Raw genomic sequence first — 22,323 nt, forward strand, 5'->3', positions numbered from 1 at the left:
GTGTCACGCCGAGACGGGGAACTGATCGACGGACGCTCGCCACAGGCGCGCCCCGAGCAGACAGATTGAAAGCCGCGCCACACCGACTCGCTGTATGTACCTCGCCGAGGAAGCGTGGCCGGACCTCGAGACGTACTTCGAGAACGAGTCCCTGGCACTCGTGCCGCTCGGGTCGACCGAACAGCACGGGCCACACCTCCCGCTGGCAACCGATCACCTGATAGCGGAGGGGTTCGCGACGGCGGCCGCCGACCGAACCGGCTTCCTTAGGACACCGACGATCGATATCGGCGTAAGCCCACACCACCGGCAGTTTTCGGGCACGATGTGGGTCGACGCGCCCGTCTTCCGGGACTACGTCGAGTCGTTCACCCGGAACCTGGCGTATCACGGGATCGACCGCGTGATCTACGTGAACGCCCACGGCGGGAACGTCGAACACCTCCGGGAGGTCGGTCGCCGTCTCCACGACGACGAGGACGTCTACGCCATCGAGTGGATGTGGAACGACTCCATCCCCGATCTGGTCGACGAGCTCTTCGAGCACAACGGCCCCCACGGCGGCCCCAAGGAGACGGCGCTGATCCAACACCTCCAGTCGGAGCTCGTCCACGACGACCGGCTCGCGGACGCACGCGACGGCGGCTTTCCGGAGTTCGAGGCCTCGGATCCGACCCACCACGGTGCTCGGACCTTCTACGACGCCATCGACAACACGGATAACGGCGTCTTCGGCGATCAAACCGACGCGACCGCCGAGAAAGGCGAACGGATGTTCGAGGAAGCCACCGCACAGCTCGTCCAGCTGTGCAACTGGCTCGACGACCAGCCCTTCGCGGACCTCCTACCGAAGGATCACGTCTGAGCTTTTTGTACTGCGGCGCGAATGGAGCGTATGATCACGGACCAGATCCGAACGACGTTCCCGGAACTCGACGCGATCGACGACGAGACGCTTCGTGACGGCGTGATCGAGGCGTGGCGGACCGCGATGGCGGATCACGGCGTCGACGACCTCGCCGCGGTGCCGTGGCTGCCGCCGACACAGCGGGATCTCGGGCTTCCCGACGAGACGCTCGTCGATCACGTTCGCGACGTGACCGCCTGTAGCGTCGGGCTCGCCGAGACCCTCACGGAGCGACGGCCCGATACCCTGGCGGTCGATATGGACACCGTCCTCGCCGGCGCGCTCGTCCACGACGTGAGCAAGCTTGCCGAGTTCGACGGGATGGCTGAGACGGACGTCTACAGACTGTTGGGTCATCCGTACTACGGCGTCCACGCGATCGCGCGAGCGGGGCTTCCCGTCGAACTCGCGCACATCGTGCTGTCCCACACCAACCGCACGGCGGTCGAGCCCGCGACGATCGAGGCGACGATCGTTCGGCGGGCCGACGAGGCCGCGGCCGCAGCCGTTCGGTGGCGGGCGACCGACGACCTCCGGACCGTCTAACCGCGACCGCTGACGTCTCCCACCACCCACTTCTCGTCTCGCCGCATCCCAAGGGATAATTGTCTGTATCACCGACGACGGCGTATGTCAACGCCGGAGGCCGATGCTCGTTCGTCCGCAGTCGAGACGGACGCGCTCCGGTATGAATCGTTGCGGGCCGCGTTCGACCGCGAGGAACTCGGCCGGCATCTCGCGCTGTTTTACGAGACGACCGACGCCCAGCTACGGGCGAGCGCGGCCTTCATCGACGCGGCGCTCGCGAACGACCAGCGGTGTCTCTACCTCGCGGACGCGAACGACCCGTCGACGATCGAGGACGCCCTGGCCTCGGTCGGCATCGACGTCGACCGACGTCTGGCCGACGGCGATCTGGAGATCTATCCGGCGAGCGACCTCTATGCGACCGACGCGTTCGACCCGGAGCGAAGCATCGATCTGTTGGCGGATCGAGCACAGGCGACCGCCGAAACCGATCGCTACGCGGGACTGGCCGTCGCCGGCGAGAACACCTGGAGCTTCCGGACCGGATCGGAGTTCGGGGAGGTCCTTGAGTTCGAGGTCGGCTTCGACGACCGGTGCCCCGACCTCCCGCTGACCGCGATGTGTCAGTACGACCTCGACCGCTTCACGAACGACGCGATCGCCGCCGCCGTCTGGACGCACAAGCGGATCGTGTACCGGGACACGCTCTGTGAGAACCCATTCTACGTGCCCCCGGCTGACCGGCACGACCACGTCGACGCCCCGGCCACGGAGGACGGAGGAACGGATCCGGACGGGACGGGGCGTTCGGCGGGGACGACGGACACGGATGCGGCCGGCGATCCCGGGATGGACGTCCGGTTGATGCTCGAACAGACCTTGGAACTCACGCACGCCCGCCGACAGATCGCCCGGCGCGAACAGCGTCTGTCGGTGGTCGATCGCGCCCTCAGACACAACATCCGAAACGAGTTGAACGTCGTTCTCGGCTACCTCGAGTTGTTGCGGACGGAATCCAACCTCGATCGGCGGACGCGTGAGTACGTCGACACCTGTCTCGAGTACACCGAGCGCGTCGTCGACCGCTCGGAGAAGGCCCGCCACATTCAGGGCACCCTCGAGGACGAATCGGTCGTTCCGGTGGACCCCCTTGCCGAGGTGGGTGCCGCGATCGGGCGCGTTCGCGACCGCTACCCGGAGGCGGCGATCTCGCTGACCGTCGAGGGGCAGTCACTACCGATTGATCAGACCGCGGCGGGCCATCCACGACCCGAACCCGACGGCGGCAGCGACGCCGCGGGTGACTCGGACGGCCTGATCGACGACGCTCCGAGTACCGACTCTCTCGGCCGGGTCATCGCCCACGAGCGCCTCGACATTGCGATCGTCGAACTGCTTGTGAACGCCATCACCCATCAGGACGACGCCACGAAGCAACCGGTCGTAGCCATCGATCTCTCGACCACCGGGGGCGGCTACCTCGATCTGTCCGTCTCCAACCCCGGACCGCCGATCCCGAACGACGACCGGCGCGCGCTGCTGTCGGGAACCGAGACGCCGCTCGAACACGGCGGTGGGATCGGGCTCTGGCTCGTCAAGTGGATCGTCGACGCCTCATACGGCGAGTTGTCGTTTCCCGACGACGGACCCGACGTCTCGACCGTCACCCTCACGCTACCACACGCCGATCGGTGAGTGAGGGATGCACCTGGGTGAGGAATACACTCGGGTGAGAAATACACTTGGGTGAGGTATGCAACCGTCCCTCAGGGTCACCGCGTGACCGCTGTCGGCGCGGCGAACTCGACGGTCGTCCCCTCGTACCGGCAGTCCTCGAGGGCGTGTTTGGCCGCGAAGCCGGCCTCGTGGGCCGACCGGCCGCGACCGACGCCGACCTTGAAGTCGACGTCGGCCGCCTCGCTGACGTGGTCGATCGTCGCCCGGTAGTCGGCCTCGGTCATGTCGGGGCAGATGGAGATGATGTTGTCGCCGCCGACGAAAAACGAGAGCGCTCCGTGTTCCTCACGCAGACGCTTCATCAGGGCCGCATACCCCTGCTCGATCCGGATGAACGAGTCGAACTCGTTGAGCTGGTCGGTGTACTTGCCGGTCGCGTCGTTGACATCGAAGTGCGCGATCGAGAGGTCGTCGTCGCCGGGCGCGTCGACGTACTCGCCGGCCAGCACCTCGGTCCGGCTGTGGTCCTGTGCGCTGCCGGCCGCCTGGATCCGCCCGGTCGCGTCCTCGAGCGCGTCGATCGGACGTTCTGCGACGGAGACGCCGAGGCTGACGGTAACGGGGTACCGGTTCCGGATCGTCGCCTGCAGCCGTTCGTGGTCGCGGTCGTCGAGGCCGTTCGTCACCGCGACCATGTTGTCGAACCGGGTGAAGAAGGCGTAGCCGTCCCGGGATCCGACGAACTGGGCGATGTCGGCGAACAGCCGCGACTGCATCGTCTGGAGGTCCATCTCGCGCCGCGGCTCGGGTGTGACCGTCCACGGGCCGTAGTTATCGATCTGAACGAGCGTTACCTGGGTGGTCGTCACGATGTCCGTGTATGCGTGCCGGGGTCGTTTGAGGGTTCCGTTATCCACAGAATGGGCCACATCACGAAATCGTGACGATTCGGGCCCTCACGACCGCGCCGGGAAGCACCCCCCGACGCCGAGCGAGAGACCGCCACCACGACGCCGAACGAGAGATACCGACCCCATGACGCCGAGCAAGAGGTCCGCCCGGGCACAACCCCTACTACGTCGGCGTTCCTGTGACCGATATGGACTACGACGGAGCGGTCCTCGACGTCGACGGGACGGTGGTTCGCGGGGACGACCCGATTCCCGGCGCCGCCGAGGGATACCGCCGGATCCGGGCGGCCGGGATCGATCCGCTGTTCGTCTCGAACAACCCGACGAAGGCTCCACCAGCATACGCTGATCGGCTCGCTGCGGCCGGTTTCACGGTCGATCCGAACCGGATCGTCACCGCGGGCACGGTTACGGTCGGCTACCTCCGGGAGCGACACCCCGACGCGGACCACTTCGTGATCGGTGAGTCCGGACTCTTCGAACAGCTGGCCGGGGCCGACCTCGGGACAACCGACGACGTGGAGACGGCGGACGTGCTCGTCGCGTCGATCGACCGCGAGTTCGATTATGGGGACCTCCGGGACGCGCTGTGGGCGCTCGAGCGCGACATCCCGTTCATCGGGACCGATCCGGACGTCGTCATCCCGGCTGCCGAACGGAACGTCCCCGGATCGGGAGCCGTGATCAACGCGATCGCGGGCGTTGCCGAGCGGGACCCCGACATCACGCTGGGCAAGCCCTCACAGCCGGCGGTCGATCTCGTCCGGGAGCGTCTCGGCGTCGATCCCGAGCGCTGTCTCGTCGTGGGCGACCGGCTCGACACCGACATCGCCTTCGGCGAGCGCGCCGGGATGACCACCGTCCTCGTACGGACCGGAATCACCGACGACGCGCGGCTGGCTGCGACTTCCTACGAGCCGGATTACGTCCTCGACTCGCTTGCGGAGATCGACCGGGTGCTCGCGGACGGCGCGAAAACGCGATAACGATGGACGACTGACGGCTCAGAACGCGTCGCCGTACGCCGAGATGTCGGCCTGCAGTTCCTCACGCAGCGCCGAGTGGACGTGACAGATGTCCTCGCCGCGCTCGACGATCTCGGCCAGATCGTCCTCGTCGACGTCGGCCTCGACGTACAGGTCGAAGACGATGGACGACAGGTCGTCGTCATCGTCGAGCTCCGCGGAGGCATCGATCTGGACCGTCCCGAGGTCCTCGATCCCGCGCTGCTGGGCGCCAACGCGGAACGCTGGGATGTAACAGGAGGCGTACGTCGCCACGAGCGCGGTGTTCGGGTCCGGGCCGGTCTCGCCGGTGGCGTCGATCTGGAGGTCGAAATCGCCGACCTGGCTGGTGGACGCGTACCCCTCGTCGCTGACCGTCGTGGTTTCGATGTCGGACATATCACCTCGACATCCTCGCGAGACGGCCTAAAGGGTATCGGCCTCTGTCGCCGACCGGCCCGGGTCGAGTCGGGACCGCAACCCCGTGGATCTAGATCCCGTAGACCTAGATCTCGTAGCTCTCGTCGCCCTCGAGGACGACCGGCTCGCTCGGACCGGCGGTCGCCTCGACCTCACGGACGAAGTCGTCGGTGTCGATCTCGATCGGCGGGAAGCTGTCGTAGTGCATCGGGATGGCGACGTCCGCGCCGACCCAGTCGGCGGCGATCGCGGCCTGGGCCGGCCCCATCGTGAAGTGGTCGCCGGCGGGCAGGGCGGCGACGTCCGGTTCGAGGAACGGACCGATGACCTCACGCATCTCGACCATCAGACTCGTGTCGCCGGCGTGATAGAACGTCGACGATTCGGCGTCGGACTCCTGGGTCGGCTTCGAGTCCGAGACCACGAAGCCGGCCGGCATCCCGGCGGAGGTGCCGTAGCCCGTGTCGATCCCGTTCGAGTGGTCCGCCCGCACCATCGTCACGAAGGCGTCGCCGCACTCGACGGTACCGCCGAGGTTCATCCCCATCCCGCCGACGGCGCTGTCGTGGCCGAAGGTGTCCTGGACGTAGCCGACCAGCTCGGGCGTGGCGACGAGGGTGGCGTCCTCGTAGCGGTCGACGTCGCCGATGTGGTCGGCGTGACCGTGGGTCAAGAGCAGATAATCCGGATCCAGTTCCTCCGGCGAGACGTCCGTCTTCGGGTTGTCGAAGAAGGGGTCGATGAGCAGGTCCGTCTCGCCGACCGAAACGTGCCACGTGGAGTGGCCGTGCCAGGTGAGTTCCATATGCGTTCGTGTCATCGGTCGGATGACTAATAAAGGTCGCCGCCCGGGCCATGAGCGTAACCGAAAAGCGGCACGATCACGTAGTGGCGTCTCTCCGACCGTCGGGATCGCGGGAGCCGGAAGCTGTAGTCTTAAGGCTGCCGCCCACGGACGGGGTCGTATGCACACACGGGACCTCTCCGACCACTCCCCGTACGTTCCCGGTCGCGGCGACGAGGAGGTCGCCCGCGAGCTCGGGATCGATCCGGCGGAACTCATCACCCTCTCCTCGAACGAGAACCCCCACGGCGCGAGCCCCGACGCCGTCGAGGCGATCCGGGAGAGCGCCGAGTCGATCAGCGTCTATCCCAAGTCCTCACACGCCGACCTCATCGCGGGACTCGCCGAGGAGTGGGACCTCGCGGAGGAACAGGTGTGGCTCTCGGCCGGGGCCGACGGATCGATCGACTACCTCTCTCGGGCGATGCTCGAGCCGGACGACCGGATCCTGATCCCCGACCCGGGATTCGCCTACTACGGAATGTCGGCGCGGTACCATCACGGCGAGGTCGCGACCTACGACCTCGACCCTGCGGACGACTTCGAGCAAACGGCCGAGTCGATTCTCGACGCCTACGCCGGCGAGCGGATGATCTACGTCACCTCGCCGCACAACCCCTCCGGCTCCGTGATGGATCTCTCCGAGGTCCGGCTGCTCGCGGATGCGACCGCCGAGGAGACGCTCGTCGTGGTCGACGAGGCCTACGGCGAGTTCGCCGAGACGCCATCGGCGGTCGAGCTCTTCGAGGAACGCGACGACGTCGCCGTCCTCCGAACGTTCTCGAAGGCCTACGGGCTCGCGGGGCTGCGCGTGGGATACGCCCTCGTTCCCGAGGACTGGGCGGACGCCTACGCCCGCGTGAACACGCCGTTCGCCGCCAGCGAGCTGGCCTGCCGCGCGGCGCTGGCCGCCCTGGTGGACGACGAGCATGTCGAGCGCTCGATCGAGTCGGCGCGATGGGGCCGCGAGTACGTCCGCGAGCACGTCGACGCGCCGACCGTCGAGTCGGCCGGCAACTTCGTGCTGATCGAGGTCGGCGACGCCGAGGCGGTGACCGAGGCGCTCCAACACGAGGGGATCATCGTCCGTGACTGCACGTCCTTCGGTCTGCCCGAACACGTCCGGGTCACGACCGGCACGCGCGAGGAGACGCGGGCGGCGGTCGAGGCCATCAACGACGTACTCGCGCGGCTCGAACCGGGTGTGTCGGCGTGATGCGCGTCGCCGTCACCGGAACGCCCGGAACTGGAAAGACGTCCGCGACGCGGCTGCTCGAGGGTGAAGACGTGGACGAAGACGGGGGCACCCACTCGGTCATCCACCTCAACGAGCTGATCGAGTCGGACGAGGGCCTCTGGACCGAGCGCGACGACGACCGGGGCTCGCTCGTCGCCGACCTCGAGGCGATCGCCGACCGGATCGGCGACTGGGACGGGATCCTCGAGTCACACCTCGCGCACCACTTCGAGGCCGATCGGGTCGTCGTGCTCCGGTGTGCCCCCGAGCTCCTCGAGGACCGGCTGATCGAGCGGGGCGAGCCCCCGGCGACGGCGCGTGAGAACGCAGAGAGCGAGGCGCTGGACGTGATCCTCTCGGAGGCCGTCGAGCGGTTCGGGCGCGAGAACATCTACGAGATCGATACGACCGACGCGGAACCCGACGCGGTCGCCGACGCGATCCGGGCGGTCATCGACGGCGACCGCGAGCCCAGCGCCGGAACGGTCGACTTCACGGGGTACTTATAAACCGATGACGCTCGACCGCCTGCGACCGCTCGCGGACCGGCTGCTCAGTCCGTGGGTGGCGGCGGCCGACCGGCTGGGGATGAGCCCGGACGGGGTGAGCGTCGCGGCGTTTCTTGCGGCGATCGCCGCCGGGGTGGCGTTCGCCCTCGCGACGCCGGCCGGCTACCTCGCCGGCGCCGTCCTCGTGTTCGGGAACGGCTGGCTCGATCTCGTCGATGGCGCGCTGGCTCGCGAGCAGGGCGTCGAATCCTCGGGCGGCGATCTCCTCGACCACGTCCTCGACCGATACGCCGACATCGCGATCCTTGCCGGACTGGCGGCCGGGATCGGCCGGTACGGACTCGGGCTCGCGGCAGTGACGGGCGTGTTGATGACCTCCTACCTCGGCACGCAGATACAGGCGGTCGGGCTGGGTCGGGAGTACGGCGGACTGCTCGGGCGCGCCGACCGGCTCGCGCTCGTGGGCGTGACGGGTGTCCTCGCGGCGATCGCTCCCGGCCCGGTCGTGTCGACGACCGTGCTTCCGGACGCGATCCTCGACCTCGTCGGCCCCGCGATCGGCCCGACCGGGATCGGGATCGTGGCGATCCTCCTGGCGCTGTTCGCCGTCGTTGGCCATCTCACCGCACTCCAGCGGTTTATGGGTGCCTGGGCCGATCTGTAGCCGGATGGAGGCGCGTCACCCCAACCCTGGTCCTTAAAAGCCTCGGCGAAATACGTGGCGATATGCCGACCTTCGAACTGTCGCTGTCCGACGACGTGTACTCCGAGTTCCAGCAGCTGGCCGACCAGGAGTTCGTCAGCGAGGAGCAGGCCGCCGAGGAGCTCATCGCCTCGGGGATCGAGGCGTACAACGTCACGATCGTCGACGAGGAGCCCCGTGACGAGATGATGGAGAGCGCCGAGAACAACATGTTCGACACCGCCGAGGATCCCGGCAGCATCGAGGACGATCGGCTCTGACGTTCTGCCACGGAGTGACCGATGTTCTACTCGCCGTCGTCGTCGGCTTCTTGAAGCAGGGATAGTTCACCCTGTACTGAGCGAATGATGGGCTGTATACCACGATATAGGTGAGATAGCGGTGTATGGATGGAATATCGGTGACCGGAAGCCGTCTTCCAGTTGCGACTGGATCGAGCGACGTCGTCGAGCGATCGGATCTCGAACGGTGACGTTCGGCGACGTCGATCAGCGCTCTCGGCCGTCGCGTCGCTACACTCATCAGTCGTCCCTTCCACCATTCGTCCCTTCCTCGCGTCGATCGGATGATGTTACTGACTACCACAGATATATAACCACCCCGTAACCTATTCCGTGACAGGAGGCACCACGGTGCACGACTCAATGTGGACTGACGGCGGCGCACGGACCGAGACCGACCGCGCGGCGGAAGCGGAGGCGGTCGTCGAGGCGTTCCTCGATCGTGACCTCGTGGACGGTGACACACGGTCGGAGCTCCGCCGGCTGCTCGCGGCGGATCGGCCCGTGGAGGCGCTGCGGATCGCGACGCGGCAGCGACGAAAGGGCCGGTGAACCGCCTCGGGGTCAAGTGGGTCGAGACGCCGAGCGTCTCGTCATCACGGAAGACAACGTCTTCCGTACGACCCCGAGGCTTCCCGTGGGTTAGTCGGACACTCCCACGATACCATCGGCCTGATAACCTCGAACGGCGTCGTGGGTCACGGTCGGGGCGTCCACGGCCCCCGATGCCTGCCGTCGTCGTCCGAAAATCGGAGATTTCCGGACGACCCCGAGGCACTCGGCCTGCTCAGCCTGTAGATCGGATCACCTCACCGCTGCGACTACCCGACTGGCCAGCAGCCCAAGAGGGACGCCAGACGGGGGGATGCCGGATGGCGGTGACACTTTTAAGCAGCCTTCCCGAAGGGACCGATGATGACGACCGGAGATTTCGCTGGATACGGCGGACGCCACGTCCCCGACCCCCTTGAAGAACCGCTCGACCGGCTCGCGACCGCCTACGACGAGATCGCCGACACGGAGTCGTTCCAGGCCGAGCTCCGTCGCCTGTTGGAGGAGTACGCGGGACGATCGACGCCCCTCCATCACGCGGCACGCCTCTCGGAGCGCTACGGCGCGGACATCTACCTCAAACGGGAGGACCTGCTCCACGGCGGCGCCCACAAGATCAACAACGCGCTCGGGCAGGCCCTGCTCGCCAAGCAGGCGGGCAAGGACCGGCTGATCGCCGAGACGGGCGCGGGCCAACACGGCACCGCGACCGCGATGGTCGGCGCGCTGTTGGACCTGGACACGGAGATCTACATGGGCGCGAAGGACGTCGAGCGCCAGCGGATGAACGTCTTCCGGATGCGCCTGATGGGCGCCGAGGTGAACGAGGTGACCCGCGGCGGGGCCGGACTCGCGGACGCCGTGGACGCCGCTCTCGAGGACTTCGCGGGCACCGTCGCCGACACCCACTACCTCGTCGGCAGCGTCGTCGGTCCCAACCCGTTCCCGCGGATGGTCCGCGACTTCCAGTCGGTCATCGGCCGGGAGGCCCGCGAGCAGTTCCTGGACCGAACCGGCGAACTGCCGGACGCGGCGGTCGCCTGCGTCGGCGGCGGCTCGAACGCGATCGGCCTGTTCCACGCGTTCGGCGACGACGACGTCGCCTTTTACGGTGCCGAGGGTGGCGGCGAGGGCACCGATTCGACGCGACACGCGGCGCCGCTGGCCAGCGGCCACGACGACGTCATTCACGGGATGAAAACGCGCGTCATCGACGAGGACGTCGAGGTGCATTCGGTCTCCGCCGGGCTCGATTACCCCGGCGTCGGCCCCGAACACGCGATGTTCCGGGAGCTGGGCCGGGCCGAGTACGTCGGCGTCGACGACGACGCCGCGCTCGCCGCCTTCCGCGAACTGAGCGAGACGGAGGGGATCATCCCGGCGCTGGAGTCGAGCCACGCGATCGCCCGCGCGATCGAGCTCGCGGAAGCCGGCGACCACGAGACGATCCTCGTGAACCTCTCTGGGCGCGGCGACAAGGACATGGAAACCGCCGCCGAACGATTCGACCTCTGAGAACGGACGCACGGTCACCGGTCACCGGCGGTACCGGGGCTCAACGCCGGCGGCAGAATGATGCAACGCCCGCCGCTCGTGACCCGTCGCCGACGGTCCCGTGACTCAAGCGGTCGTTTGTGTCTTTGGAAGGTACTTAGCGGCGGGGTGAGAACCCTCGGTCGATGACCGATCCGACGCGACGCAACGCCCTTCTCGGGATCGGAACGATCGCCGCCGGAATCGGGGTCACCGGCTGTCTCGACGCGCCGGCCGACGGAACCGGCAACGGGACGGACGAGCCTCCGAGGACCGATCCCGGCGAGACGCCCGGTGGGGAAACGCCGACCGACCAGCCGGATCCGCCGAGTGACGGCCCGGTCGAACGCGTCAGCGCGAACGCGGTCGCGATCGGGTTGCCGGCGGAGAGCGCCGCCCCACGCTGGGCGAGGGGTTCGACCTCGGGATCGGGACAGCCGGTGGGATACGTGACTCGGTTCGACTCGCCCGCCGGGGCCCAGTGGGTGCTTGAGGACCTTCCCGAGGGACCCGAGCGGAGCGCGGCGGTCCGGGCGTTCGTCGAGAACACCGACTTCGGTGAGGCGACGTTGCTGTACGTCGGCAGCGTGGGGCCGAACACGTGCTACGCCAGACTCGAGGTCCAGGACGTCCGGACCGAGGCGGAGGCGATCGCCGGCACCGCGACGGCGGCCGACACGAGCCGGGGCGACGTCGGCTGCGGGGAGGCCATCACCTATCCCGCCGCGCTCGTCCGGGTCACGGGGGACGATCTCCCGGCCGGCACCGCGTTCACCGTCACGAACGGCTGGGGCGACGCCGCGACTCTCGATGCGACGGCGCCGCTCATCGATCCGGCAACGCTTTCGGGGCGGGTTCGCCCGGCGACCGACCCGCCGGCGGAACCGGACGCGCTGGACTGCCCGGCCGACGACTTCGAGCGACATCCCGCGTGGTTCGACGAGGCCGACGTCACGTACGGATCGATCGGCGCCGGCGACGCCGACGAGACCCACGGCGACGCCTCGGGTCCGGACCCGGCCGTCGCCCTTCGCGCACGTGGTCCCGAGGGGTCGGACGATTCGCTCCGGTTCGAACGGGGCGAGACCGTCGCGATCGATCTAGTGAACGTCGCGGGTCGAACCCTCTCGACCGGGAACCGGCACAAATACGCGCTCGAGGTCCGAACGACCGACGGCTGGACCGACGTCCGCGGCGCGCGCGGCGACCCGGCGCGGTTCGAGTACACCGACGAGGCGATCGGGCACCCACCCGGCGAAGGGTTCGAGTGGTCGTTCGATCTGACCGAGGAGGGGCTCCTCGAGGGGCACCCGCTCGCGGATCGGCTCACGGTCTGTCCAGATCTCCAGCCCGGCCGCTACCGATTCGTCTACTGGGGCGTCCCGACCGACCCGATCGCCGTCGCATTCGACCTGCGTGGGTAGCGTGTTGGGTGTCTCGCCCGCACGCAGCTCGCGGTTAGCAGCGGTTGGCCTCCGGAACCGACATCGACGACGTCCCGGCGCCGGTGATCTCAAAACGCGCGCCGCCGTCGGGGCTCTCCGTGACTCGAACGTCCCAGTCGTGAGCGTCGACGACCTGCTTGACGATGCTCAACCCGAAACCCGTTCCGTCATCGGCCGTCGAGTACCCGGCGTCGAACACCGCGTCACGTTCCTCGGGCGGGATTCCGGGGCCGTCGTCGGCGACGACGAAGCCGTCCGCGAGGACGTCGACGGTGACGGTCACGTCTGGACCCGCGTGCTCGACCGAATTGTGGTAGAGGTTCTCGAGCAGCTGACGGAGCCGGTCCGGGTCGGCCTCGACGGTTCGACCCTCGTCGACACGGACCGAAAGCGTCGCGCTTTCGGTGCCGTCGGCGACCAGCGACCACGCTCGACGTGCGACCGCCGCGAGCGGGACCGGCTCGAGCGCGCCGATCCGTCGTCCCTCCCGAGCGAGCCAGAGCATATCGTCGATGATGCGCTCCATCCGTCCGAGGGCATCGCCGATCGTCTCGTAGTGGTCGGGGTCGACGGTACCGTCTCCGTCGTCGTATTCCTCGTGCGCGAGATCCAGCCGCCCGGCGGCCACGTTCAGGGGGTTGCGGAGGTCGTGTGAGACGACGCTCGCGAAGCGGTCGAGTCGCTCGTTCTGTCGCTCGATCTCGCGTTCGTACTCGTAGGTCTCCGTGATGTCGGCGTTGATCGCGACGAAGTGGGTGATCTTCCCGTCCGCGTTCTCGACCGGCGCGATGGTCTGGTCCGCGATGTACCGCTCGCCGTCCTTCGTTTCGTTGACGATCTCGCTTCGCCACGTCTCCCCCGCCAGAATGGTGTCCCACAACTCCGCGTAGAACGCGGTCGTGTGTTCGCCCGACTTGAGGATCCGCGGAGTCATTCCGACCGCATCGGCGGCCGTATAGCCGCTTATGTCCTCGAAGGCTGGGTTGACGTACTCGATGACGCCGTTGCTGTCGGTGAAGTAGATCGAATGGCCGGACGCCTCGACCGCGCGGCGAAAGAGTTGGTGTGGCGGGTGCTCCTGGCTCCGGGACGACTGCGGGAGCCCGGTCTCGACGGCTGATCCGTCGCCGTCGACGGCGTTCGTGATCCGGTGGGCAAGCAGCCGGTGATCGTCGGTATCGCTCTCCCGCGTGAGGTAGTCGGTCGCGCCAGCAGCGAGGGCGGCATCGACGAGCGCGTCCGTCCCCGTCTCCGGGTAGACGATGATCGGAAGGGTGTGCCAGGTGCGGTGCACCTGCTCGAGGAAGGCCAGTCCGTTACGGTCCGGCAGCTCGAGAGCGGTCACAAGACAGTCGATCGTGGCCTCCGAGAGGACGTCGATCCCGGTCGCAGCGGAACCCGCGGTCCGAACCGTAAGCCGGTCCGACCCCCGTTCGAGCGACGTCGCGACGCCCTCGGCGACGTCCGGATCGGGGTCGACGTACAGGACACACACCTCGCCAGTCATACGATGGGTGTGCATACCATTCAAGTAAAGCGTTGTGTTGTTCGTCTGTCGGGATTCAACACCGTGCACGTCGGGTCGTGGTACCGCGACCCTCGCAACCCTTATCCGGCAACGGGGTGTATGTTTGGTTGCAATGGCAAACGGTAAGGTTGACTTCTTCAACGACACTGGCGGCTACGGTTTCATTTCGACTGACGCGGACGACGTGGACGACGACGAGGACGTCTTCTTCCACATGGAGGACGTCGGCGGTCCCGACCTCGAAGAGGGTCAGGAAGTCGAGTTCGACATCGAATCATCCCCCAAGGGACCCCGCGCGACGAACCTCGTCCGAACCGAGTAACTCCGCGCAGCCGCGTCAGCGGCGCTGATGCGTTTTTCACTATTCATTCCGACGAGTCGCGACGATCCGCCTTGATCGGCCATCTTCGACGTCGACGCTCCAGCCGTCGTCGTCAGTCGTACCGTCGATCGCCTCCGCACGATCGGTGACGTCCGTCTCGAGAGTAGCGTTCGCGTAACCGGCGTGATCCGCGAGGTGTGCCGTCAGGACTCGCGCCACTTGTGGCCGCATGCGACACAGGTGAACAGCCGAACCTCGTAGGACCCGCCCGGTTTCGGCATCATCTCGGAGTAGGCCCGGTCGCTGTCGCAGTCGTCCGCCGGACAGGGCTCCTGCATCGTCTCGGTGGTGCCCTGGGTCGCGTCGGCGATGTCGGGTGCCCCGTCGTCCCGCTGTCCATCCTGGGTCGCCATCGCCGCCTCCGCTTGCGGGTCCCGCGGCTCCTCGTTCTCACAGGATCGACACACCCACGTGTCGCCCTCCGTGTGCATCATCGTACCACACTCGTCACAGAACTGCATATGACGTCGGAAGACACGAGTGTCGGATATATGTGTCAATTTCCGATCCGTCGTGGATTCAAGCAACCGCGTACGTTGAAACGAGCGTGACGACCCAGGGGAACTCACGCGATGCCGCGTTGGCGACCCTCGACGAAGCGGTGCCATTCCACGACGAGTGCGGATCGGAACGCTTCGCGAGATTGCGGATGAAGCCGGTGCACGAGAGTTCGACGCCTTCTGCGACTGGATCGACGGAAACGCGCCGGTAGTAAAGACGGTCTCATAGCGCTCGTCTCACGGTTTCGTTTCGATGGGAAAGACACGAATCACCGCTTTCTAGATCTGCGTATGGGACGCCAATATTCAAACAATGTCCGGAGTATCGTGCAAAGAGGAACACGCAAATCGTTCACCGGCTGCGCCCCCCTCACGACGGTAGCGATTTACCATTTCGCGAGCATACGGTCGATATGGACGTCAACCCACGCATCCTGAAAGCGTATCTGGACCACTTCCTGCCACGTGATGTCGTCGGCCCGGTTATCATCGTCTTTTCATTGGAGGGCGTGATCGACGGGATCTTCAGCCTGTACGTCCCCGACGCGTACGAAACAGTTGGATGGGGGATCATATTCATCCTCGCGATCATCACTGTCGCTTACTGGGGACGGGTTGACGAACCAGCACTCGAAGAGTTACAGGAACGGATCGACGACATCCAAGAGCAACAAGCAACCGACGAGGAACCGTCCTAACTGTCTCCGCTCACATCCCTGTATGAAGGATACACCCAGTATACTGAAAATGACCGGTGTGTTTGCGATCGAGGCTATGTCGACGTAATCTGCATCGATCAAAGGCAGTTCATTCCTCGGCTTCGCTCTCGATCGAGAACTCGAATTCGAGTTGGCCATCGAGAACGTGCGTCTGGTCGGTCAGCCCCGGCTTGACGAGTTCCACAGTGCTCTCGACGACGAGTCGGCGGGCCGACTCCGGCCATTGAGTGACCGGCAGCTGCATAAAGACGGTTTCGTTGGCGAGTTCGCCGAACCGGTGGACGTCGATGACCGCAGCCCTTCCGTCCCGGAACAGTGACACGGATGGATGCGGTTTGTCGTCCCCCATAAACGGGCCTTGGAGCGAGATTTGTGGCGGAGTACCGTCACCGTCAAGTGCCACGAACCGCTGTGTGAGTGACTGTAGTTCAGTATCCTCAGTGTGTGAGATCCACGTGTGAAGATTGTCCGGTAAGGGAGAAAACGTCGGGTCCACGCCTACAGTGGCAATCTCAGTACCGTCGTGCTGGAATTCGAGATACTTTTCGTCATCCCGAGGATCGTCGCTGGTGTGTACAGTTGGATTCGTGTGTTCGGTTCGCGATTCGATGGCACTACACCCCGCAGCGACGGGGGAGACGGCAGTTAAGGCGGATGCGAGGAGGGCGCGGCGGCGCATACGCATCGGTTCGTTGGTATCATCAAGAAGCTTCAGGATTCGTACCGTACCCTGAACCCGGGGTTCTCCGTTACGAAATCAGCGCGAAAGTGTTGGCTCCGCTCCCCGTACTGACCGGAGGGAGATAGCATACCGACTACTGAGGAATCCTGATAGACCCCTTTTTCCAGAGAGTAGTTGTCAACTCTGAAACCAAACGTGCTCGCATCGCTCGCTGCGCGCGACTGATAGGGTTCACACCACGCGTTCGCGTAGCGAACGCTCCGCTCGCCATTTCTTCACTTCGTTCAGAAATGGACTCGCGGGGGTCCCGTGAGCGACCGTCGGGAGCGAACGGGACCACGCGAGGGAACGAGGCGACTGCAAGGAGCCGAGTGGACTCGCGGGGATTTGAACCCCGGGCCTTCCCCGTGCCAGGGGGATGATCTACCACTGATCTACGAGCCCGCGCTGCGACTTACGGTATCCCCGTTTCAACCATAAGGGCTTCGAAACGACGCCCACTCGGCAGGGACTCACACACGACGCGTCGCTTTGACGATCGACTCGCGCGTATCGGTCCACGCAACCCGACCGACGTCGCTCACAACCGCTCGGAGTCCACGGTGACCTCCAGATCGACGGGTCGCTGCAGCCCCTCGAGATCGGCGACGGCGCGCTCGACGACGCTGACGGCCTCCTCCTTGATGAGCGGGATCGCGCGCTCGAGAACCCACCCGAAGGAGACGAGGCGCGGGAGGTCCACGGCGTCCGCGCTCGCGGTGTCCGGATCGAACCGGATCTCCAGGGCCACCTCGCAGGCGTTGATCGTGACCGGCTCCTCGGAGACGTCCGGCTCCGACTCGGTGTGTGGCCCCTCCACGGTCTCGGTCTCCGCCTCAGTCCTCGACTGCTCCGCCGGCTGTGACCCGGACTCCCGATCCGTGACCGCACCGCCGGCGCCCCCGGGGCGCTTGATCCTGGCGTCCGCAGTTTCGGGGGTGACCGTCGTGGGCTCGATCCGCCAGCAGCCGTGTGCGTCGATGTCCTTCGTGAGCCGCCAGTCGATCCGGGTCGGGGGATCGACGTCGATCACCGCTGACCGGGCGGTGTACCCGAGTTTCCACCACGAGAACCGCAGGGCGTATTCGCTCCCGACGCCGCCGTCGCCCGCCAGCCGGTCGACGCGATCGAGGTAGTCGGTGTACTGCGCGTACCGCGGAAACTCCAGCAGGAACGCGTAAACGTCCGCGGGATCGGCGTACACCGTCGTCCGAACGACGAGTTCGTCCACGCCGGTCGGTGGGGACGGCGCCGACATAAACCCTCGCCGGGGTTCGTGGCACACAGACCAGTCGGAACGCGGCTCACAGGTCTTTCGGCGTGCCTAAAAACCGAAGCCCCTTTATTCGTTTAGGGTAGCCTAAAGAGTATGTCGAGGGATCGTTCCACCAGACGGACCGTCCTCCGAACCGGCGCCGGCGCGCTGCTTGCGGGCCTTGCCGGCTGTACCGGCGGCGACGCCGATTCGACGTCGACGAGCGACCCCGGTGCGGGCTCGCCGGGCGCGATCGACTCGGACGAAACCGACACCGACGCAACCGAGACCGACTCCGGGGCGACCGACACCAAGGAGGAGGCCGACGGCGACGGCTCCTACACGGTCACGATGGCCCCGGTCGGTGAGGTCTCCTTCGAGTCCGTCCCCGAAACCTGGGTCGCGAACAACGGCAGCTGGGCGGATATGGGCGTCGCGCTCGGCCTCGAGCCTCCGGAGGGCGTCTGGCTCACGAGCCGGTACCATACGCGCTACTACGACGGGATCGACGGCGTATCGGCCGACACGAGCGGGATGGTCGACCTCTACCAGGGCGGCGTCGACACGGAGCTGTTCTACGAGCTCGACGCCGACGTCCACGTCATCGACCCCAACTTCCTGCTGAACCGCTTCGACGGCTGGGAGGAGGACGACGTCGCCGACGTCGCGACCGGCGTCGGCCCGTTCGTCGGCAACTCGATCTTCTCGCGCGGCTACGGCTGGCACGAGAACTACCGCTATTACACCCTCTATGAGGCCTTCGAGAAGCTCGCCGCGGTGTTTGACCGGCGGGACCGGTACGAGGCGTTCACGTCGCTGCACGAGGACTTCCAGGCGCGCGTTGCCGACGTCGTTCCGCCGGCGGACGAGCGCCCGAAGGTAGCCATCCTCTGGCCCGACCCGGTCGACGCGCCGGAGTCCTTCTCCCCGTACCTGATCGACGAGGGGACGAGCTTCAAACAGTGGCGCGACCTCGGCGTCGTCGATGCGCTCGCGGAGACCGACGTGACGGACTTCCACAGTAACCGCGGCGCGATCGACTACGAGACCCTCCTGCAGGTCGATCCGGACGTGATCCTCCTTCGCGGCGAGGAGGCCAAGACCGCGAGCGAGTTCGAGGACACCGTCCTGGCGCATATGCGAGATCACGACGTCGCGAGCGAGCTGACGGCCGTCGAGAACGGCGACGTCTACCGCGGCGGCCCGCTGTATCAGGGACCCATCACGAACCTCGTACTCACCGAGCGAGCCGCCCGACAGGTGTACGGCGTCGAGGAGAAGCTGTTCGACCGCGACCGCGTGAGCGCGATCGTCGCGGGGCAGTCGTGACCGTCGACGGTCGAGCCCCTGCTGGGAATACCCGTCGAGAGTGGCTCCGACGCGGCGCCGCGGCGGTCGCAGGCGTGAGCCTGCTCGCGGGCTGTGCCGCGACCGGGGAGGACGCCGACTCCGAAGGATTGTCGAGCGACGGGGCCGAGCCGACCTCCACCGGCGGCTGGACCGCCTCGCTCGCGCCCGCCGGCGAGGTGCGTGGCGAGTCGGTCCCCCGATCGATCGCGGTCTACGACCTGCTGCACGCCGATATGGCGGTCGCATACGGTGCGGCGGACGCGGTGAACTCGCTCGGATTCGACGCCGCCGTCGACGGCGCCACGCTTGCGGCCTACTACGAGCGTCTCGATGGCGTCGACGTCGACTGGGACGGCCTCACGCAGTTGAACGACGGAACCGACGGGGTGCAGGTCGACGCGGAACTGCTCTACGAGCTCGACTCGGACCTCCACCTGATCGACCCCGCGCTCGTCACCTCCTTCGAGGGTTGGGAACGGACGGACGTCGAGACGATCGAAACGGACGTCGCGCCGTGGATCGGCAATTACTACGGTCGCACGCGTGGCGACCCGCCAGGATCGTGGGCGGACGACTACGAGTACTACACCCTCTGGGAGGTCGCCGAGCGCGTCGCACCGGTCTTCGACGCCGAGGACCGCTTCGGGGCGCTCGCGTCCGTCAGGCACGAATTGGTGTCCACGATCGAGGCCGAGCTTCCGCCCCCGGCGGAGCGACCGACGGTCGCGATGGCCTTTCTTATGGACGGGACGTTCTACCCGACCGCGATCGACGCGCCGGGGTACGCGAGTGCCCACGTCCGGCCGTTCGGCGTCACGGACGCGCTTGCGGACGATGCGGGTGACATCGGGTCGGGATACGGCTACGAGGCGATGCTCGAGTTCGATCCCGACGTGCTCCTCGTCCCGTACGGCCTGGCCTCCTACTACTCGGTCCCGGAGATCCGCGAGACGCTCGCTGCTCACCCGGTCGGCCGCGAGATCACGGCCGTCGACGAGGGACGCGTCTACCCCTCGGGCGTCCCGATGCAGGGGCCGATCGTGACCCTGTTCCAGACCGAGATGACCGCGAAGCAGCTGTTCCCCGACCGGTTCGGCACCTGGCCCGACTACGACGGGGGTCCGTATCCGGAGATCCCCGAGGGGGAATGGCTCTTCGACCGCGATCGCGTCGCGGAGGTGGTTCGAACCGATGGCTGAGGCCTCCGGGGACGCGGGGACGACCGAGACGACGAGACCGACCCTCCGCGACCGGCTGCGAGACGTGGTCGCGCTCGTCGACGGGTCGCTGTCGAGCGTCGCGCTCGTGAGCACCGCGATCGTCCTCGTGGGCGGGCTCGTACAGGTGAGCTTCGGAACCTACACGATGACGGTCGGGCAGGCCTGGAACGCGGTGTTCGACCCGGCGGTGTGGTCGAGCCCGGGGCTGCTCGCGCGCTTGTTCCTCGGCGAGACGATCGCGGGCTGGCTGGCCGGCCACTTCGGGTGGCACCTCGACGTCGAGTTGGCACACGAAACGATCATCGTCTGGAACGTCCGCCTCCCGCGCGTGCTCGTCGGGGCCTTCGTCGGGATGTGCCTGGCCGTCTCGGGCGCCATCTTCCAGGCGGTCACGCGGAACGAACTCGCCAGCCCGTACATCCTCGGCGTCTCCTCGGGAGCCGGGCTCGCCATCCTGTTGACGCTCGTGGTCTTCTCGGGAATGGCGACGTTCCTGCCGGCCTTCGCGGCCCTCGGGGGGACGGCCGCGTTCCTGCTCGTTTACGCGATCGCCTGGCAGGGCGGCACCTCGCCGGTCCGGCTCGTGCTGGCGGGCGTGATCGTCGGGACCGTCTTCCAGTCGCTCCAGACGGGGATCTTCTTCTTCGCCGACGACGTCGGCGTCGTCCAGTCCGCGATCGCCTGGACGACGGGCTCGCTGACGGGGACCGACTGGGAGCAGGTGCGGATCGTGCTCCCGGTCACGCTGTTCGTGAGCGTGCTCGCGCTCGCGGGCGCCAGACAGCTGAACGTCCTGTTGCTCGGCGAGCGAACCGCACGCTCGCTCGGGATGTCCGTCGAGCGCGTCCGGTTCCTGTTGTCCGCGGTGGCGATCCTCGCGGCCGCGGGCGCCATCTCGGTGGCCGGAATCGTCGGGTTCGTCGGCCTGATCGTCCCGCATATGGTTCGCACCGTCGTCGGGTCGGACTACCGCCGGCTGATCGTCGGCTGTCTGTTCGTCGGTCCCGCGCTCGTCGTCGGCGCCGACGTCGGTGCCCGCCTGGCGTTCGATCCGATCCAGATCCCCGTCGGGATCGTGACCGGGGTCGTCGGCGGCCCGTACTTCCTCTACCTGATGCGCCGGACGCGACACCTGGGTGAGTTATAAATGACGGGGAACGACCGCTCCACGTCACGGCCGGCGGACGAGCGCACGAACGGAGACACACGATCGAACACGGCCAGTCCGGCAGGCGATCGAACACGTCCGACCGACACGGCCGCGTCCGATCCCACCGCGAAACCGTCCGCGATCCACGGCGAGGCGCTCCGGATCGGCTATCCCTCGACCGAGGAACCGGTCGTAACGACCGACCGCGTCGACGTTCCGGCCGGCGAGGTGACGGCGCTCGTGGGGCCGAACGGCTCCGGCAAGTCGACGCTGTTGAAGGCGCTGGCCAAGCAGCTCGAGCCGGAGGGCGGGTCGGTGCTTCTCGACGGCCGCGACGTCGCCGAGTACGGGCCCAAGGAGTTCGCACGGGAGGTCGGCCTCCTCGCCCAGGAGAACGAGGCGCCGGGCAGCACGACCGTCGAGGAGCTCGTCTATCACGGTCGGTACCCGCATCGCGGGTTCTTCGAGGCCGTCTCGACGGCGGACGACGAGGCGGTCGACCGGGCGATCGACCTCGCCGGCGTCGACCACCTCCGGGAGTCGCCCGTGAGCGACCTCTCGGGCGGCCAGAAGCAGCTCGTCTGGATCGCGATGACGCTCGCCCAGGAGACGGACGTCCTGCTGCTTGACGAGCCGACGACCTACCTCGATCTGCGCCACCAACTGCAGGTGATGGAGGTGATCCGTGAGCTGAACGCCGAACGCGGCGTAACCGTCGCGGTCGTCCTCCACGACCTCTCACAGGCAGCCCGTTTCGCCGACAACCTCATCGCGATGAAGGACGGGGCCATCTACGACTGGGGCCCGCCTCGGAAGGTCGTCACGGAGGCCCTTCTGGAGGACGTCTTCGGCGTCGCCGCCACCGTCGACGGCGACACGCCTGAGGGACCCACCATCACGCCGCACCGACCGGTCGATCGAGGGGACGACGAGTCGTGAGCAGCGCA

26 protein-coding genes and 1 tRNA gene are annotated in these 22,323 nt (G+C 66.9%); 18 read left to right on the forward strand and 9 right to left on the reverse strand.

Annotated elements, in window-relative coordinates; genetic code table 11:
- Positions 1-94: 94 nt before the first annotated feature.
- From BLW38_RS04275 to BLW38_RS04285, 3 genes are all read left to right on the forward strand, one after another.
- Complete coding sequence (locus tag BLW38_RS04275; protein WP_092814727.1) at positions 95-865, forward strand: creatininase family protein; 771 nt, start codon at positions 95-97, stop codon at positions 863-865.
- Positions 866-895: 30 nt separating this feature from the next.
- A complete protein-coding gene (locus BLW38_RS04280; RefSeq protein ID WP_092815652.1) occupies positions 896-1,453 on the forward strand; it encodes an HD domain-containing protein in 558 nt (185 codons plus the stop codon).
- A gap of 84 nt (positions 1,454-1,537) precedes the next feature.
- Positions 1,538-3,130 (forward strand): MEDS domain-containing protein, encoded by a 1,593-nt coding sequence (locus BLW38_RS04285; RefSeq protein WP_092814730.1) that lies wholly within the window; start codon positions 1,538-1,540, stop codon positions 3,128-3,130.
- Between the two features lie 77 nt (positions 3,131-3,207).
- Here the strand turns inward: BLW38_RS04285 and BLW38_RS04290 are convergent, their stop codons facing one another.
- Positions 3,208-3,981 (reverse strand): GTP cyclohydrolase III, encoded by a 774-nt coding sequence (locus BLW38_RS04290; RefSeq protein ID WP_092815655.1) that lies wholly within the window; start codon positions 3,979-3,981, stop codon positions 3,208-3,210.
- A gap of 230 nt (positions 3,982-4,211) precedes the next feature.
- Here BLW38_RS04290 and BLW38_RS04295 point away from each other — a divergent pair, with 230 nt between their 5' ends.
- Positions 4,212-5,009: an HAD-IIA family hydrolase gene (locus BLW38_RS04295; protein ID WP_092814733.1), complete on the forward strand. Its 798-nt coding sequence runs from the start codon at positions 4,212-4,214 to the stop codon at positions 5,007-5,009.
- Between the two features lie 18 nt (positions 5,010-5,027).
- Here the strand turns inward: BLW38_RS04295 and BLW38_RS04300 are convergent, their stop codons facing one another.
- A complete protein-coding gene (locus BLW38_RS04300; RefSeq protein WP_092814737.1) occupies positions 5,028-5,426 on the reverse strand; it encodes an OsmC family protein in 399 nt (132 codons plus the stop codon).
- Positions 5,427-5,532: 106 nt separating this feature from the next.
- On the reverse strand, positions 5,533-6,252 hold the full coding sequence (locus tag BLW38_RS04305; protein WP_092814740.1) for a metal-dependent hydrolase: 720 nt from the start codon (positions 6,250-6,252) through the stop codon (positions 5,533-5,535).
- A gap of 160 nt (positions 6,253-6,412) precedes the next feature.
- Here BLW38_RS04305 and hisC point away from each other — a divergent pair, with 160 nt between their 5' ends.
- From hisC to BLW38_RS04345, 7 genes are all read left to right on the forward strand, one after another.
- Positions 6,413-7,507 carry a histidinol-phosphate transaminase gene (gene hisC, locus BLW38_RS04310; RefSeq protein ID WP_092814743.1) on the forward strand — a complete coding sequence of 365 codons (1,095 nt, stop codon included), beginning with the start codon at positions 6,413-6,415 and terminating at the stop codon, positions 7,505-7,507.
- The gene (locus BLW38_RS04315) at positions 7,507-8,037 is read left to right on the forward strand and encodes an adenylate kinase family protein (protein ID WP_092814746.1); all 531 of its coding nucleotides are present in this window, start codon (positions 7,507-7,509) and stop codon (positions 8,035-8,037) included. Before hisC ends, BLW38_RS04315 begins: the two co-directional genes overlap by 1 nt.
- 4 nt (positions 8,038-8,041) lie before the next feature.
- Positions 8,042-8,701, forward strand: coding sequence for a CDP-alcohol phosphatidyltransferase family protein (locus BLW38_RS04320; protein WP_092814749.1), 660 nt, complete (start codon positions 8,042-8,044; stop codon positions 8,699-8,701).
- Between the two features lie 62 nt (positions 8,702-8,763).
- Entirely contained in the window at positions 8,764-9,000 is a 237-nt protein-coding gene (locus BLW38_RS04325) for a hypothetical protein (RefSeq protein ID WP_092814752.1), read from the forward strand.
- A gap of 372 nt (positions 9,001-9,372) precedes the next feature.
- On the forward strand, positions 9,373-9,573 hold the full coding sequence (locus tag BLW38_RS04330; protein WP_143040793.1) for a hypothetical protein: 201 nt from the start codon (positions 9,373-9,375) through the stop codon (positions 9,571-9,573).
- Between the two features lie 363 nt (positions 9,574-9,936).
- Complete coding sequence (gene trpB / locus BLW38_RS04340) at positions 9,937-11,088, forward strand: tryptophan synthase subunit beta (protein WP_092815658.1); 1,152 nt, start codon at positions 9,937-9,939, stop codon at positions 11,086-11,088.
- Positions 11,089-11,252: 164 nt separating this feature from the next.
- Entirely contained in the window at positions 11,253-12,530 is a 1,278-nt protein-coding gene (locus tag BLW38_RS04345; RefSeq protein WP_092814758.1) for a hypothetical protein, read from the forward strand.
- A gap of 34 nt (positions 12,531-12,564) precedes the next feature.
- On the opposite strand, the gene BLW38_RS04350 is transcribed toward BLW38_RS04345, so the two are convergent.
- Positions 12,565-14,058, reverse strand: coding sequence for a receiver/sensor box histidine kinase (locus BLW38_RS04350; RefSeq protein ID WP_177167417.1), 1,494 nt, complete (start codon positions 14,056-14,058; stop codon positions 12,565-12,567).
- A gap of 133 nt (positions 14,059-14,191) precedes the next feature.
- On the opposite strand from BLW38_RS04350, the gene BLW38_RS04355 reads away from it, so the two are divergent.
- Entirely contained in the window at positions 14,192-14,401 is a 210-nt protein-coding gene (locus tag BLW38_RS04355; protein WP_092814764.1) for a cold-shock protein, read from the forward strand.
- A 39-nt stretch (positions 14,402-14,440) separates the two neighbouring features.
- Here BLW38_RS04355 and BLW38_RS04360 read toward each other — a convergent pair whose 3' ends face one another.
- Both BLW38_RS04360 and BLW38_RS04365 read right to left on the reverse strand, forming a co-directional pair.
- Positions 14,441-14,620, reverse strand: coding sequence for a hypothetical protein (locus BLW38_RS04360; protein WP_092814767.1), 180 nt, complete (start codon positions 14,618-14,620; stop codon positions 14,441-14,443).
- Complete coding sequence (locus BLW38_RS04365; protein ID WP_092814770.1) at positions 14,605-14,922, reverse strand: RPA12/RPB9/RPC11 RNA polymerase family protein; 318 nt, start codon at positions 14,920-14,922, stop codon at positions 14,605-14,607. The genes BLW38_RS04360 and BLW38_RS04365 overlap by 16 nt, the downstream gene beginning before the upstream one ends.
- 86 nt (positions 14,923-15,008) lie before the next feature.
- On the opposite strand from BLW38_RS04365, the gene BLW38_RS16915 reads away from it, so the two are divergent.
- Together BLW38_RS16915 and BLW38_RS04370 are read left to right on the forward strand one after the other, a co-directional pair.
- Positions 15,009-15,173: a hypothetical protein gene (locus tag BLW38_RS16915; protein WP_449404964.1), complete on the forward strand. Its 165-nt coding sequence runs from the start codon at positions 15,009-15,011 to the stop codon at positions 15,171-15,173.
- Between the two features lie 201 nt (positions 15,174-15,374).
- Positions 15,375-15,659, forward strand: a complete 285-nt coding sequence (locus BLW38_RS04370; protein WP_092814773.1) for a hypothetical protein — start codon at positions 15,375-15,377, stop codon at positions 15,657-15,659.
- Between the two features lie 109 nt (positions 15,660-15,768).
- On the opposite strand, the gene BLW38_RS04375 is transcribed toward BLW38_RS04370, so the two are convergent.
- The 3 genes from BLW38_RS04375 to BLW38_RS04385 all read right to left on the reverse strand — a co-directional run bounded on the left by BLW38_RS04375 (position 15,769) and on the right by BLW38_RS04385 (position 17,632).
- Positions 15,769-16,359 carry a hypothetical protein gene (locus BLW38_RS04375; protein WP_092814776.1) on the reverse strand — a complete coding sequence of 197 codons (591 nt, stop codon included), beginning with the start codon at positions 16,357-16,359 and terminating at the stop codon, positions 15,769-15,771.
- A gap of 375 nt (positions 16,360-16,734) precedes the next feature.
- Positions 16,735-16,806: transfer RNA gene (locus BLW38_RS04380), tRNA-Ala, on the reverse strand.
- 136 nt (positions 16,807-16,942) lie between these two features.
- Positions 16,943-17,632: an SRPBCC family protein gene (locus BLW38_RS04385; protein ID WP_177167418.1), complete on the reverse strand. Its 690-nt coding sequence runs from the start codon at positions 17,630-17,632 to the stop codon at positions 16,943-16,945.
- A gap of 138 nt (positions 17,633-17,770) precedes the next feature.
- Here BLW38_RS04385 and BLW38_RS04390 point away from each other — a divergent pair, with 138 nt between their 5' ends.
- Genes BLW38_RS04390 through BLW38_RS04405 form a run of 4 tightly spaced genes read left to right on the forward strand, consistent with a single transcriptional unit; the run spans position 17,771 to position 22,315 of the window.
- Positions 17,771-18,985, forward strand: a complete 1,215-nt coding sequence (locus tag BLW38_RS04390) for an ABC transporter substrate-binding protein (protein ID WP_092814782.1) — start codon at positions 17,771-17,773, stop codon at positions 18,983-18,985.
- Positions 18,982-20,205, forward strand: a complete 1,224-nt coding sequence (locus BLW38_RS04395; protein WP_092814784.1) for a TroA family protein — start codon at positions 18,982-18,984, stop codon at positions 20,203-20,205. Before BLW38_RS04390 ends, BLW38_RS04395 begins: the two co-directional genes overlap by 4 nt.
- Complete coding sequence (locus tag BLW38_RS04400; protein WP_092814787.1) at positions 20,198-21,373, forward strand: FecCD family ABC transporter permease; 1,176 nt, start codon at positions 20,198-20,200, stop codon at positions 21,371-21,373. The genes BLW38_RS04395 and BLW38_RS04400 overlap by 8 nt, the downstream gene beginning before the upstream one ends.
- Complete coding sequence (locus BLW38_RS04405; RefSeq protein ID WP_092814790.1) at positions 21,374-22,315, forward strand: ABC transporter ATP-binding protein; 942 nt, start codon at positions 21,374-21,376, stop codon at positions 22,313-22,315.
- The last annotated feature ends 8 nt before the right edge of the window (positions 22,316-22,323 follow it).

It is taken from the genome of Halopenitus malekzadehii, assembly GCF_900108505.1.
GTDB lineage: Archaea > Halobacteriota > Halobacteria > Halobacteriales > Haloferacaceae > Halopenitus > Halopenitus malekzadehii.

What these genes read in the sequence shown, in the direction of transcription:
- BLW38_RS04315 (WP_092814746.1), top strand. Translation starts at nt 7,507, where the DNA reads ATGCGCGTCGCCGTCACCGGAACGCCCGGAACTGGAAAGACGTCCGCG.
- BLW38_RS04325 (WP_092814752.1), top strand. Translation starts at nt 8,764, where the DNA reads ATGCCGACCTTCGAACTGTCGCTGTCCGACGACGTGTACTCCGAGTTC.
- BLW38_RS04355 (WP_092814764.1), top strand. Translation starts at nt 14,192, where the DNA reads ATGGCAAACGGTAAGGTTGACTTCTTCAACGACACTGGCGGCTACGGT.
- BLW38_RS04345 (WP_092814758.1), top strand. Translation starts at nt 11,253, where the DNA reads ATGACCGATCCGACGCGACGCAACGCCCTTCTCGGGATCGGAACGATC.
- BLW38_RS04300 (WP_092814737.1), bottom strand. Translation starts at nt 5,426, where the DNA reads ATGTCCGACATCGAAACCACGACGGTCAGCGACGAGGGGTACGCGTCC.
- BLW38_RS04365 (WP_092814770.1), bottom strand. Translation starts at nt 14,922, where the DNA reads ATGCAGTTCTGTGACGAGTGTGGTACGATGATGCACACGGAGGGCGAC.
- BLW38_RS04305 (WP_092814740.1), bottom strand. Translation starts at nt 6,252, where the DNA reads ATGGAACTCACCTGGCACGGCCACTCCACGTGGCACGTTTCGGTCGGC.
- BLW38_RS04275 (WP_092814727.1), top strand. Translation starts at nt 95, where the DNA reads ATGTACCTCGCCGAGGAAGCGTGGCCGGACCTCGAGACGTACTTCGAG.
- BLW38_RS04370 (WP_092814773.1), top strand. Translation starts at nt 15,375, where the DNA reads ATGGACGTCAACCCACGCATCCTGAAAGCGTATCTGGACCACTTCCTG.
- BLW38_RS04350 (WP_177167417.1), bottom strand. Translation starts at nt 14,058, where the DNA reads ATGACTGGCGAGGTGTGTGTCCTGTACGTCGACCCCGATCCGGACGTC.
- BLW38_RS04320 (WP_092814749.1), top strand. Translation starts at nt 8,042, where the DNA reads ATGACGCTCGACCGCCTGCGACCGCTCGCGGACCGGCTGCTCAGTCCG.
- BLW38_RS04390 (WP_092814782.1), top strand. Translation starts at nt 17,771, where the DNA reads ATGTCGAGGGATCGTTCCACCAGACGGACCGTCCTCCGAACCGGCGCC.
- BLW38_RS04400 (WP_092814787.1), top strand. Translation starts at nt 20,198, where the DNA reads ATGGCTGAGGCCTCCGGGGACGCGGGGACGACCGAGACGACGAGACCG.
- BLW38_RS04375 (WP_092814776.1), bottom strand. Translation starts at nt 16,359, where the DNA reads ATGCGCCGCCGCGCCCTCCTCGCATCCGCCTTAACTGCCGTCTCCCCC.
- BLW38_RS04280 (WP_092815652.1), top strand. Translation starts at nt 896, where the DNA reads ATGATCACGGACCAGATCCGAACGACGTTCCCGGAACTCGACGCGATC.
- BLW38_RS04405 (WP_092814790.1), top strand. Translation starts at nt 21,374, where the DNA reads ATGACGGGGAACGACCGCTCCACGTCACGGCCGGCGGACGAGCGCACG.
- trpB (WP_092815658.1), top strand. Translation starts at nt 9,937, where the DNA reads ATGACGACCGGAGATTTCGCTGGATACGGCGGACGCCACGTCCCCGAC.
- BLW38_RS04295 (WP_092814733.1), top strand. Translation starts at nt 4,212, where the DNA reads ATGGACTACGACGGAGCGGTCCTCGACGTCGACGGGACGGTGGTTCGC.
- BLW38_RS04285 (WP_092814730.1), top strand. Translation starts at nt 1,538, where the DNA reads ATGTCAACGCCGGAGGCCGATGCTCGTTCGTCCGCAGTCGAGACGGAC.
- hisC (WP_092814743.1), top strand. Translation starts at nt 6,413, where the DNA reads ATGCACACACGGGACCTCTCCGACCACTCCCCGTACGTTCCCGGTCGC.